This window comes from Bradyrhizobium australafricanum, assembly GCF_020329495.1.
GTDB lineage: Bacteria > Pseudomonadota > Alphaproteobacteria > Rhizobiales > Xanthobacteraceae > Bradyrhizobium > Bradyrhizobium australafricanum.
This window is the reverse complement of sequence record NZ_JAGKJL010000028.1, coordinates 63,612-76,439: the sequence shown is the minus strand read 5'-3', so window position 1 is coordinate 76,439 and position 12,828 is coordinate 63,612. Positions and strand designations below refer to the sequence as shown.

Genomic DNA, 12,828 nt, shown 5'->3' with positions numbered 1-12,828 from the left:
GTCAATTTCTGCGCGAGGCTTCAGTCGTATTCGACGTCATGGGCGCGCCGGATGATCGCGTCGGTCGCGGCGGCGCAAGATCGTGGATAAAATCTCTCAGTGCGTCTGTATCGAACGGCTTGCGGAGTATTTTTAGACTTGGCGGAGCTGCTTTTGCGGCATCGCTGTAGCCGGTTGTAAGGGCGATCGGCAAACCGGGGTATCGCGACCGGACTTCTCTCGCGAGCCCGACGCCATCGATGGTCCCGGGCATGACGATATCGCTGAAGACGAGATCGATCTTTGTACCGGCGTCGAGCAATTTCAGCGCCGCTTCGGCCGAATCTCGATAGATCGTGTCATAACCCAGATGCTCGAACAGCGAGGAAGTCACATCCGCCACTTCGGGGCTGTCGTCGACAACGAGAACCGTCTGCCGCTGCGGCTGCCTTGCTCTTGTTCTGGCAGCGGCCAGCTCTTTACTGGTGGTCTGCTCGTCCGCGCAGGACGGCAAGTAGATTGTAATCGTTGTTCCCTGTCCAACCTTGCTGTCCGCCGTCACCGTTCCGCCGGCCTGGTGCGCGAAACCATAGACTTGGGACAAGCCGAGCCCGGTACCCTTGCCGACCTCTTTGGTCGTGAAGAACGGGTCGAACATCTTGGACAGCAGGTTTGGCGGAATGCCGGTGCCGGTATCGCCAAGCGCGATCGCAAAGAAAGCCTTTGCGCGGCGATCGCCGCCGGTTTCCTGGTTCGCAGTCACCGCATGGACGGATAAGGTGAACGTGCCGCCGCTTGGCATTGCATCGCGCGCATTAACGGCGATGTTGACGATCGCAAGTTCCAGCTCGGCGAGGTCCACCTTGACCGATGCTACGCCCTCGCCGACGTTCTCATTGTACACGATGTTCCCGCGCAGCGAGCTCTCGATCATGGTCCGCATGTTCTTGATGGACGCATTCAGATCGACGACCGTCGGGCTGAGATGCTGATGACGAGAGAATGTCAACAATTGGCGTGTGAGGCTTTCGCCGCGTTTGGCCGCGGTCTGTATGGCTTCAATTGCCTTGGGCAGTTTTGGATCAAGCAGGCGAGTGAAGATCTGGGCACTGCCTCCGATGATCATCAATAGATTGTTGAAGTCGTGTGCAATCCCGCCGGTCAGCTTGCCGATTGCCTCCATTTTCTGCGACATCGCGAGCTGTTCGCGTGCCTGAACCAGCTTCTCCTCCGCGTCGCGTCGCTCGGTTGCGTCCCGCAGAATACTGATGAAGCCGATCAGATTTCCTGAGTCATCATGGCTCGACGAGACCGAGCCCGTGATAAAGAACGGCGTACCATTCTTTCTGATGCGCCAACCCTCTACGTCGTACTTGCCTCTTTCGATTGCCGTTTCCAGCGCGTGTGTTGGCGAACCCGCGCGGCGTTCATCCGGCCGATAAAATATTCCAAAATGCTTGCCGATGATTTCTTCCGAGGTGTAGCCGATGATTTTTTGAGCGGTGCTATTCCAACTCGTAACGTGTCCTTCTCTATCGAGCGCAAAAATCGCATAGTCGACGACGCCTTCAATAAGGGTTTGGAAGTGCCGTCTGATGCTGTCGAGCGCCGAAGCGTTCCGTTCAAGTTGACCGTTCAGTTGGTCCTGCACGGAAAGCAGATGGGCTTCCGTGGTCTGACGCGTGGCAATTGCCGCAGCCAGGGCAAGAGGGGGCGCCGCTACGCTGATCGAAAGCACGAGCAGTGACAACAACGCTCCGTTCGGATCCGTTTTCGGAAATGGATCATGACCGAACGCGAACCCCCAGACTGCCATTCCGGTAAAAATGAGCGCAGCTGTAGCCGCGGTGCATCGATTGCCGCGCAGACCAGTCCAGATCAACGGGAGCAAGGCCAGAAAACCCAGCAGGCTGCGATGCGGCAACGGCACGTTGAGATCGTCGCTGACGAGGTCACTGCCGATGAGCGGGCTGTAGGCTACGATCCCAATGAGACCAGCGAGAGCGATAACTGCGATCGATTCCAACAGATCCCACCTGGAGGAAATCCGTAAGGGCATCATCGCCCAGAGCACGATGACCGGAGCAATCACCAGGGTCGCGGCTGCGTCGGCAAGCCACCAGGTCAACCCCGCGGCGACGGAATCGGGAAAGCTCGGTTCGTTGACGAAGATGGATCCGGCCAGGGCGGTGAATGAACTGATCATCGCGGTCGGCGCAAAGGAGATACCTGCGAACTTTGCGACACCGGATGGTGTGGCAAACGTCTGGCAACCGTTCGACCAGCGTCCGATCAGCCATGTCCCGGCCAGTGCAGCAAGGAGCGTGCCGATCCCGGCGGCGGCAAACTCCAGGAGCGATCGGTCGGTTATCAGGTAAGGCGCGACGGCGCCCACCAGGATCGCGGGCCAGATCCGGTAGCCACGCAGCAGCATTAGCGCGAGCGCAACCCCGGTTGGCGGCCACAGCGGCGTCGCGGTCGGATTGATAGCGGGAAGCAAATGTGCGGAGGCCGCAAGGCTCCCGTAGATCGCGGTGACGATAAAAAGTTCGACCGAGTAGGTCACAGCGCTCCGAGCATCGCCAAAAGCGAACATCCCGGCCTTATCGAACCTTGCCCGTTCCATCACAAGCCTTTGCGGTGGGCACCTCAAGAATGCGGTAGGGAACGACCTGGCACCCGGTTCCATGTCACCCGAAGGAGGGCGATCGTATTTTCTCCAAGTCGATGACCCTGCCAAACACTCAACGCAGTTTTGACCAAAGCATGGCCGCTGGATCGAGAGTAGAGGGCGCCAGCAACTTCTGAACAAGAGACCATGGGGCAGAACCGCTGACCTAACGGCGTGGGCCTGCAAAATTGATCCGATCCCACCGCGTGTCGGTGTCGTTCAACTAACTGCTCCGGGTCAAAGGCGAATATCGGCAAGAGCCGTTCGAACGCAGCTATGGGCCGGGAGCAGACGCCGGAACGGTGCGAGCGGTCGGCGTTCTCTCGCCGTCATGTCGATGTCGAAACACCAGCTGGAGTTTCATCAACCCTAGGTAGTCAAAATCGGGATGTATGGTACCGTGCGCCCGCCGGGACGCATTTCCGTCCCGGATTTGGGAGGGCTATGTCATGAGATTGCCGTCGAGCCTTGTCGCGCCTTCAGCCGTCGCCGTGTTGTCAACTGTCTGGCTGTGCGGCCCGGCAGCGTCGCAAACAGACCCCGCCAAGCCGCTTCCCTCCATCACGGTCGAGGCGCCGAAGCCGGTGGCAAGGCCAAATCGTCCGACGCAGGTGGTGACCACGGGGGCATCTCACCGGAGATCGAGAACCACCCAGACGTCGTCGTCAACCGCTCGAGCTCCGTCAGCCGGCGCCGGATTCAGTGCTGGGCAGGATTGCCGCGCTGGAGAAAGTCGCCAGCAATTGCAACGGTGGCTGCGAATCGAGCCTCCCGCATGGCAAGGATCCTTGGGTCGGGTGTAGCGAGTCGACGGGCGGACAAACCCACGGACCGTTCTCGTCGACGTGCCGGGACAACCTCACCTACAAATCCTATGTCGATTGCGTCGAGACCAAATGGTTCCTGGGCGAGTACCGAAACAGGGCCTGGTGGCTTTGCAGCAGCCTGCAGGCCGCGGGGAAGTTCAAGGTCGCCGAACTCAAGCGACCGAAGCGTCCACGCTAGGTTCGCCGTCGGAATTCGCGCGACGGCGCGAGCTACCATTTCCTGTTCGTGATTGAGCCGTCGTGGCGGGTCCCGGAAGCAGGCCATCCGCAGCAATTCCCGCAAGGCGGCTACGCCTTTGTTTCTTCCGGCCTCGGTAGAGGGGAGACGCGCTTGGCAAACTCGCGTCCCGGATAGTGCTGGCCGCAATAGGCGACGAGTTCGTCGATAAAGGATTTGGCATAAGGGGCCAGAAAGCGCTGCGGATCCCAAGCCACGGCAGTCCATCGCCCGATCGAGGCGCCCCTGTGAATCAGCGGAAAGGCGCGGACGCCCGCGGACGGGATCTGGACATTCGACGGCACGATGGCGACATCGTTGCCGCCTTTTGCCAGCGCGAGCAGGGTGTGAGGCGCTGCGCTTTCGAGGATCACGCGTGGCCTGATGTGTGCGACGTTGCAGGCGGCATCGAACCAGCCGCGAGATGCGAAGTCCTGCCGCAGGAGCAGCAGTGACTCTTCGGCGAGTTCGGCAATCTCCAGCTTCCGCATGCTTGCGAAGCCATGCCGCGGCGAAACCGCAGCAGAAGTCGCCCATCCATGCTTGCTTGCAGATGTATGACCCAAAAGTCGAGCCACACATTCAGTATCGTCCCGGGCTTGACCCGGGACCCATAACCACAAATGACAGTAGTTGCGCGACGCTGGGGCCGCAGCCCTCTTCAACACACAACCCTGTGGTTATGGGTCCCTGCTCCCGTGCGCAATTGCGCACTAGGCAGGGACGACGATTGTGGATGGATGCCGTGCCACACATTCGCTGTCGTCCTGGCCTTTGCCAGGACGACGCATCGGGAGAATCGCGGGCCCGTTCAGCCCGCCGGTCCGGAGCGGCCCCCAAAAAACAAAAACGCCCCCGAGACGGGGGCGTTTTGCGTGTGGTCGCCAGGGCGATCCCGAAGCGGACTTTAGTCCTTCTTGAGGAAGCCCGAAAACTTCTTCTGGAAGCGCGAGACGCGGCCGCCGCGGTCCATCAGCTGCTGGGTGCCGCCGGTCCAGGCCGGGTGCGACTTGGGGTCGATGTCGAGGTTCAGCGTGTCGCCTTCCTTGCCCCAGGTCGAGCGGGTCAGGTACTCGGTGCCGTCGGTCATGACGACCTTAATCGTATGATAATTCGGATGAATATCGGCTTTCATGACAGTTCCTTCGGCGCGCCGGCGCCCGTCTCAAGATGTCTGGAATACGGGATTTGCGCGGGTCTATAACCCATGGAGCCCGCCAAAACAAGCCAAGAAAGGGCCTAAGCCCATCACCGGATTGGGACTTTACCGGATTTGCCAGCCGGGGGTCGGCGGGCCTATGTGGGGGGCGATAGAACCGGTCTAGATTGATGAGCGTAGCCGAACAGCTTGAGACCCCGCGCGGCGCCCCGCAGCCTCCGCGCGACGCGTTGCTCGATGAGGAAGCCTTCATCGAGAGCCAGATCACGGAGCCGGCGAAGAGCCGTGCCCGGTTGCGGCCGTTGCTTGCGCTCGCGCCCTACGTGGCGCGCTACAAGGGCCGGGCGATCCTCGCGCTGATCTCGCTGACGATTGCGGCGATCACCACGCTGATCGTGCCGGTCGCGGTGCGGCGGATGATCGACATGGGCTTCACGCCCGAAGGCATCGCAATGATCAACAGCTATTTCAGCGTGATGATCGCGGTCGTCGCGGTGCTCGCCTGTGCCAGCGCCTCGCGCTATTACCTCGTGATGACGATCGGCGAGCGCATTGTCGCCGATCTCCGGCGCGACGTGTTCGCGCATCTGATTTCGCTGTCGCCCTCGTTCTTCGATTCCGCGCGATCAGGCGAATTGGTGTCGCGGCTCACCGCCGACACCACGCAGATCAAGTCCGCGGTCGGCGCGTCGGTGTCGATTGCGCTGCGCAATCTGATGCTGTTCTTCGGCGCCGCCGCGATGATGGTGATCACCAGCCCGCGGCTGTCCGGCTTCGTGCTGCTCGCGATCCCGATCATCGTGATTCCGCTGGTGGCGTTCGGCCGCTGGGTGCGGCGGCTGTCGCGCACCGCCCAGGATACGCTGGCCGATGCCAGCGCCTATGCCTCCGAACTGGTCAACGCGATCCGCACCGTGCAGGCCTATACCGGCGAACGGCTCGCCAGGACGCGCTTTGCCGGCGAGGTCGAGCAGGCCTATCAAGCCGCGCGCAGCTCGACCAAGGCGCGCGCGGTGCTGACGCTGATCGTCATCTTCATCGTGTTCGCCAGCGTCGTCGTGATCCTCTGGGTCGGCTCGCACGATGTGCTGGTCGGGACCATCAGTCCGGGCCGGCTCGGCCAGTTCATTCTCTACACGGCGTTCGCCGCGAGCGGCCTCGGCCAGCTCAGCGAGGTCTGGGGCGAGGTGTCGGCCGCATCGGGCGCCGCCGAGCGGCTGTTCGAGATCTTGCGCGTCAGGCCGCAGATCGCGGCGCCCGCTTCGCCGCGCGCGCTGCCGCAGCCGGCACGCGGCGATGTCGGCTTCGACGATGTCAGCTTCGCCTATCCGACCCGGCCCAACGCGCTTGCGGTCGATGAAGTGTCGCTCTCGGTCCGGTCAGGTGAGAAGGTCGCGATCGTCGGCCCGTCCGGCGCCGGCAAGAGTACGCTGTTCCATCTGCTGCTGCGCTTCTACGATCCGAAATCGGGCAGCATCTCGCTCGACGGCGTGCCGATCCGACAGGCCGATCCGGCCGAGGTGCGCGCGCGCATCGCGCTGGTGCCGCAGGATTCCGTGGTGTTCGCCGCCAGCGCCCGCGAGAACATCCGGTTCGGCCGGCCCGATGCGACCGACGCCGAGGTCGAGCGTGCCGCCGATCTCGCCCATGCCACCGAATTCCTGCGCCGCCTGCCCGAAGGCTTCGACGCCCAGCTTGGCGAGCGTGGCGTGACGCTGTCAGGCGGCCAGCGCCAGCGCATTGCGATCGCGCGCGCGATCCTGCGCGATGCGCCGCTGCTGCTGCTCGACGAGGCGACCTCGGCGCTGGACGCCGAGAGCGAGACGCTGGTGCAGACAGCGCTGGAGGAACTGATGCGCCACCGCACCACGCTGGTGATCGCGCATCGGCTGGCGACCGTCTTGTCGTGCGACCGCATCCTGGTGATGGACCAGGGCAGGATCGTCGAGCAGGGCACCCACGCCGAACTGGTCGCCGCGGGCGGCCTCTATGCCCGGCTGGCCCGGCTGCAATTCGAGGGGATCTGAAAGAATTGGGGCTCGGCGCGCTCCGCCTATGCGATTCCTATGCAATCGGGCGCGCGCTCCCCTCGAAAACCTATTCCCGCGCAAGGATAGTCGCGCCGCGCCCGACCTCCCTCGACAGCCGAAGGAAGTCAGGCGCGCGGGGTGTTCGACTGATGCGCGAGAATGCGACCGAACCGGAGAGCAAGCTGCTCCGTGCCTGGCAGCTTGCCGTGCTGCGCTTCGCAGTGACGCTCGACGACGACGATCGGATGCACGCGCTCGGTGTGGCCGGCGAGGTCGACCGGCTGGGCGGCGCGGCCGATGACGCCTTCCACTTCTTCCGCAGGACGACCGCGGAGCTGTGCGCGGCGATCTCCGGTCAGGGCGCGGATCAGGATGCCGTCATCCGGCGGTTCCTGGCGCAGATCGACAATGTCAGGCTCAAGCGTGCGGTCGAAGCGGCGATCGCCAGGGACCGCACGCCGCCGAAACTCGTGGCGAGCCGCGTGAAGCCCGGCGCCGATCTCTGGCGCGGGCTGCCGTCGCGGCGTGCAACCGGAACGTAGGAAGGGCGTCACTCTGCAATCGCCATCACGGCGCGGCGGATATTCCGTCACAGCATGTCGCCACAACCCTGGCCGGCTTGCTGCGATCAGTGCGATGCGCTTCTCTGTGCTCGACAGGAGACCGGTCGGTTTCGGAATGCGGGGAGTGGCGAGATGGGTGGCTTGGTGATCAGCGGCGGCCGGGTGGTGGATCCGGCCAGCGGGATGGACGCGATCGGCGATGTCGCCGTCGTCGACGGCAAGATCGCCGCGGTCGGCACCGGCCTCGGCGGTTCCGAACGGCAGATCGACGCGACCGGGCTCGTGGTGGCGCCGGGCTTCATCGACCTGCACGCGCATGGCCAGACCATTCCGGCCGACCGCATGCAGGCGTTCGACGGGGTGACGACCTCGCTCGACCTCGAGGCCGGCGTGTTGCCGGTCGCATCCTGGTACAAGCGCCAGGCCGAGAAGGGCAGGGTGCTGAACTACGGCGCCGCCGCCAACTGGGCCTTCGCGCGCATCGGCGCGATGACCGGTTCGAATTCGGAAAGCTCGCTGGAATCGTTTGGTGCCGCGATGCGCGATCGCCGCTGGATCGAAAACGTGGCGACCGAAGGCGAGGTCGGCGGCATCCTGGAGCGCCTCGCGATCGGCCTGAACGAGGGCGGTATCGGCATCGGCATTCTCAACGCCTATGCGCCGGGTGCCGGCGTGCAGGAATTGACCGCGGTGTGCCAGCTCGCGGCGGATCATGCGGTGCCGACCTTTACCCACGTCGCCTACATGTCGCGGATCGATCCCGAGAGCGCGGCCGAGGCCTATATCCGCCTGATCGGCTACGCGGGCGCCACCGGCGCGCATATGCACATCTGCCACTTCAACTCGTCGAGCAAGACCGATATCGAACGCTGTGTTGGGCTGATCGCGAAAGCGCAGGCGCAGGGCCTGCCGATCACGGTGGAGGCCTATCCCTACGGCACCGGCTCGACCGTGCTGGCGGCGACCTTCTTCAGCGATCCGAAATTCGAGGAGCGCAACGGCCTCGGTTATGATTCGGTGCAGCGCGTGACCGACGGTCACCGTTTCGGCAGCCGCGAGGAGCTGCTTGCGGCACAGGCCGAAGAGCCCTCGACCTTGGTACTGTGGCATGTGCTCGACATCGAGAACAACGCGCATCATCGCGATCTGCTCGACATGGCGGTGCTGTATCCGGGCGGCGCAATCGCCTCCGACGCGATGCCGTGGACGCTGTCGGACGGCCGTCCCTACAGCGGCGACGCGTGGCCGCTGCCGGACGATGCCACCTCGCATCCGCGCTCGGCGGGCTGCTTCACCCGCTTCATCCGCGAATGGGTGCGCGAGCGCAAGAAGGTGTCGCTGCTCGAGGGCATCCGCAAATGCGCGCTGATCCCGGCCGAGATCCTGTCGGCGAGCACGCCAGCGATGCGGGCCAAGGGCCGGCTGCAGGTCGGCGCCGACGCCGATGTTGTAGTGTTCGACTACGAGACGCTGAGCGATCGCGCGACCTTCTCGGCGATGAATCGTCCGGCGGAGGGCGTGCGGCATCTCGTGGTCAGCGGCCAGCCGCTGATCAGCGATGGTGTGCTCGATGTCGCGGCGCGTCCCGGCCGGCCGGTGCGCCGGCCTATCACGGGGGGCTGAGGTGCCGGTCCCGATCCTGCTGGTCGCGGGCTTCCTCGGGGCGGGCAAGACCACGGTCGTGAACCATCTGCTGGCGCATGCGCAAGGGCGGCGCATCGCCGCCGTGGTCAACGATTTCGGTGCGATCAATATCGACGCCGAGCTGATCGCCGGCGCCAGCGACGGCGTGGTCAGCCTGAGCAATGGCTGCATCTGCTGCACGCTGGAGGGCGACCTGCTGCGCACGCTCGCCACGTTGCTGCGGCGTGATCCGCGTCCCGAATTCATCGTGATCGAGACCAGCGGGATCGCCGATCCCGCCGACATCGTGCGCAACCTGATGGATCCCGTGATCTGGAAGGAGGCGCCGCTGGAGACCGTGCTGTGCGTGGTCGACGCGACGCAGCCTGCGGCGAAGCTGAACGATGCGCTGCTGCGCTCGCAGCTCCGGGCGGCGGACGTGGTGGCGCTGAGCAAGGTCGATCTGACTGACGCCGCCACCTGCGCCGCGATCCGCGACGCCGTGCGCGCGGCGCGTCCGGCGGCCGTGGTGGTTGATGCCTTGCATGGCGAGGTGCCGGCCGCGCTGCTGTTCCCAGCGGACCTCGATCATGTGCCGGCGCCGCGCGAGACCGCGCCGCGACGGCCGGCGTCCGATCGCTTCGAGACGCTGAGCTGGACCTCGGAGCGGCCCGTCTTGCTGCCGCGCTTGCAGCAGGCGATCGGCAGACTGGCCTCGAAGCTGGCGCGGGCGAAGGGATTGTTCGAGACGGTGGAGCAGCCCGGGCGGCTGACCGTGTTTCAACTCGCCGGCGGCCGCGCGACCCTGGCTGCGGGCGGCGTGCCGTCGCCCGGCGTGCCGCGCACGCGCATCGTGTTCATCGCCGAGATGGGTGCGCTGTCGCGCGCGGAGATTGATGAGGTGATGCAGGGATGCGTCGAGGCTCAGTGACGCGAACCTACGTTTCCCGTCATCCTGAGGTGCGAGCCTTGCGGCGCAATTGCGCCGCTGGGCGAGCCTCGAAGGATGCACGGCCCGGCTGGTGGCCGTCGATCCTTCGAAACGCCGCTGCGCGGCTCCTCAGGATGACGGGATTAGAGGGAGCTCCACGTCATCCGCAGATGCCTGTGTCATCGCCGCAGCATTACCCGCAAAGCATGTGTGCGACAATCGCATCGAATTGACAGCCCTGCCGGCACCACCTATCGTTTTTGCCGACGGTTCCCTTCGGGGATCAAAAGGGAATGCGGTGCGAGGGTAACCCCAATGCCGCAGCTGTCCCCGCAACTGTAAACGGCGAGCCTTTCGTCAATTTGCCACTGGGCCATCAGGCCCGGGAAGGCGTCGACAGGCGATGACCCGTGAGCCAGGAGACCTGCCGTCAGTCGTGGTCACACGCGAGCACATCGGGCGGGGGCGTCCTGGTGGGATCGGAGCACTGCCTTTTGGGCAATGCGCCAGTCCGCGTTCGCGGTGACGTGCCACGTTACCGCGAGTCCTTTTCATGTCTCCGTCCTCTCCCGTTGCGCGCAAATGGCGCCTCGGTCTTCTCTGCTCCCTGTCATCATTGCTGTTGCCGGCCGAAGCCTCGGCACAAACACCGCCACCAACCAGGCTCGATCCGATCGAGGTCGCGCCTTCCGCTGCGGCAAAGCCGAAGCCCGCGGCGCGCAGCCGTGACATGGCCGCTGCGGCGCGGCCACGGCCGAGGCCCGCGACGGCCGGCAACACGCCGCGCGCCGCGGCGTCAGGCGTATCGGGGGCGGCATCGCCGACACTCAATGCCGCCACGCAGGGCGGCACCGGTAGTCGTCTCAATCTGACGCCGCTGCAGACGCCGGCCAGCGTCGAGATCATCACGGCGCAGACCATCGCCGAACGCGGCCAGCATAATGTGCTCGATGCCGTCACCCAGGACGCGGCCGGGTTCGTCGCAACGCCGGCGCCCGGCAATGGCGGCCTGTCGTTCAGCAGCCGCGGCTTTGCCGGCAGCAACTCGGTGATGACGCTGTACGACGGCACGCGCTTCTATATCGGCTCCGGCACGCTGACGTTCCCCTACGACACCTGGTCGACGCAGCGCATCGAAGTGCTGCGCGGGCCGGCCTCGGTGCTGTACGGCGAGGGCGCGATCGGCGGCGTCATCAACGTGATTCCGAAGAAGCCGCAGAGCACGCCCTATAACGAGGCCGAGGTCTCGCTCGACAGCAACATGACGCGGCGGCTCTCGGTGGACAGCACCGGTCCGATCAATCCCAATGTGTCGTACCGCGTCAACGCCACCGGCAACATGTCGGACGGCTGGGTCGATCGCGACAAGACCTCGAACGCGGTGGTCTCCGCTGCCGTGCGGGTGCAGGCGTCGGACAATCTCGCCTTCACGCTGTCGGAGGACTACGGCGACCGCAGCCCGTCGCGCTATTTCGGCACGCCGCTGATCAACGGCTCGATCCAGGACGCGCTGCGCTTCAAGAACTACAATGCAGCAGACAGCGCGATCCGATATCAGGACAGCTGGACCCGGTTCAAGACCGAGTGGGACGTCGCCGACGGCATCAAGGTCAACAACACGCTGTATTACCTGACCAGCGGGCGGCACTGGCGCGACATCGAGAACTACACCTGGAATCCGAAGACCCGGCTGATCGATCGCACGAGCTACATCGAGATCTTCCACGACCAGAAGCAGCTCGGCAACCGGATGGATGCGACCTTCAGCGGTCACGTGTTCGGCCTTGCGAACCAGGTCGTCGCTGGCTTCGACGTCAACCGGATCGACTTCACCCACACCAACAACTCGCCCTATGGCGGCGCGTCGTCGGTCAATCCTTACGTGTTCGATCCGGGATCGTTCTTCGCGACGACGACGGCGACCACGCCGGGCTTCAATGCGATCGTCAATCAATACGCGCTGTTCGCCGAGGATCGTCTCTTGCTGACCGATCAGTTGTCGCTGGTGACCGGTGTCAGGTATGACCGTCCCGAGGTGGATCGCACCGACTACAAGACGCCCGCAAACAGTTTCGAGACGGCGCTATCGGGCACCAGCTGGCGCGCGGGGCTCGTTTACGAGCCGATCAAGAACCTCGCGTTCTATGGCCAGTACGCGGTCGGCGTCGATCCGGTCAGCAATCTGATCTCACTGTCGACCACGCAGAAAACGTTCCAGCTTGCGACCGGCAAGCAGACCGAGATCGGGGTCAAGCAATCGTTCTGGGGCGGCCGCGGCGAGTGGACGCTGGCTGCCTACGAGATCGTCAAGACCGGGCTCACGATTCCCGATCCCGGCAATCCCACCGGCGGCCTGGCATTGCAGATCGGCCAGCAATCATCCCGCGGGGTCGAAGGATCGATCGGGCTCGCACTGAGCGACGGCTGGCGCGTCGACGCCAATCTTGCACTGCTGCGCGCCAGATACGACAACAACAGCCAGGTGGCCGGCGGCAAGATCGTCAGCTTCAACGGCAATGTCCCGGTCAACGTGCCGCAGCAGGTCTCGAACGTCTGGCTGACCTGGGACTTCGCGCCCAACTGGTCGGCCTATGGCGGCGTGCAGATCGTCGGTGCGATGTACTCCGATCTTGCCAACACCCAGCTGCGGCCAGGCTACAACGTGGTCAATGGCGGCGTCAGGTGGAAGCCGGATGACCGCACCACGGTCGCGTTCCGCCTCTACAATCTGTTCGACAAGGCCTACGCGGTGACCTCGAACGGCACCGGGCAGTGGCTGCTCGGCATGCCGCGTACCGCCGAATTGTCCGTCAGCGTGAAGTTCTGAC

Annotated in this window: 9 protein-coding genes and 1 riboswitch; of the genes, 6 read left to right on the top strand and 3 right to left on the bottom strand. The window is 64.3% G+C overall.

Translation table 11 applies throughout. From position 1 onward, the window contains the following. Position 1: 1 nt before the first annotated feature. Positions 2–2,575 (bottom strand): MASE1 domain-containing protein, encoded by a 2,574-nt coding sequence (locus J6525_RS24240; RefSeq protein ID WP_225646587.1) that lies wholly within the window; start codon positions 2,573–2,575, stop codon positions 2–4. Between the two features lie 777 nt (positions 2,576–3,352). On the opposite strand from J6525_RS24240, the gene J6525_RS24235 reads away from it, so the two are divergent. Continuing rightward, positions 3,353–3,655, top strand: coding sequence for a hypothetical protein (locus J6525_RS24235; RefSeq protein ID WP_225646586.1), 303 nt, complete (start codon positions 3,353–3,355; stop codon positions 3,653–3,655). Positions 3,656–3,765: 110 nt separating this feature from the next. On the opposite strand, the gene J6525_RS24230 is transcribed toward J6525_RS24235, so the two are convergent. Together J6525_RS24230 and rpmE are read right to left on the bottom strand one after the other, a co-directional pair. Continuing rightward, positions 3,766–4,272: a LysR family transcriptional regulator substrate-binding protein gene (locus J6525_RS24230; RefSeq protein ID WP_225646617.1), complete on the bottom strand. Its 507-nt coding sequence runs from the start codon at positions 4,270–4,272 to the stop codon at positions 3,766–3,768. A 329-nt stretch (positions 4,273–4,601) separates the two neighbouring features. Continuing rightward, on the bottom strand, positions 4,602–4,829 hold the full coding sequence (gene rpmE, locus J6525_RS24225) for a 50S ribosomal protein L31 (protein ID WP_016845230.1): 228 nt from the start codon (positions 4,827–4,829) through the stop codon (positions 4,602–4,604). A gap of 194 nt (positions 4,830–5,023) precedes the next feature. Between rpmE and J6525_RS24220 the strand changes: the two genes are divergently transcribed. The 5 genes from J6525_RS24220 (at position 5,024) to J6525_RS24200 (ending at position 12,827) form a co-directional block, all read left to right on the top strand. Continuing rightward, positions 5,024–6,880 (top strand): ABC transporter ATP-binding protein/permease, encoded by a 1,857-nt coding sequence (locus J6525_RS24220; protein ID WP_225646585.1) that lies wholly within the window; start codon positions 5,024–5,026, stop codon positions 6,878–6,880. Positions 6,881–7,032: 152 nt separating this feature from the next. Next, positions 7,033–7,425 carry a hypothetical protein gene (locus tag J6525_RS24215; RefSeq protein WP_225646584.1) on the top strand — a complete coding sequence of 131 codons (393 nt, stop codon included), beginning with the start codon at positions 7,033–7,035 and terminating at the stop codon, positions 7,423–7,425. Between the two features lie 153 nt (positions 7,426–7,578). Further along, positions 7,579–9,069 carry an amidohydrolase family protein gene (locus J6525_RS24210; RefSeq protein WP_225646583.1) on the top strand — a complete coding sequence of 497 codons (1,491 nt, stop codon included), beginning with the start codon at positions 7,579–7,581 and terminating at the stop codon, positions 9,067–9,069. Between the two features lies 1 nt (position 9,070). After that, positions 9,071–10,000, top strand: a complete 930-nt coding sequence (locus J6525_RS24205) for a CobW family GTP-binding protein (RefSeq protein ID WP_225646582.1) — start codon at positions 9,071–9,073, stop codon at positions 9,998–10,000. A gap of 250 nt (positions 10,001–10,250) precedes the next feature. Next, positions 10,251–10,446, top strand: a riboswitch (cobalamin riboswitch). Between the two features lie 107 nt (positions 10,447–10,553). Beyond that, positions 10,554–12,827, top strand: a complete 2,274-nt coding sequence (locus J6525_RS24200) for a TonB-dependent receptor (RefSeq protein ID WP_225646581.1) — start codon at positions 10,554–10,556, stop codon at positions 12,825–12,827. Position 12,828: the final 1 nt, after the last annotated feature.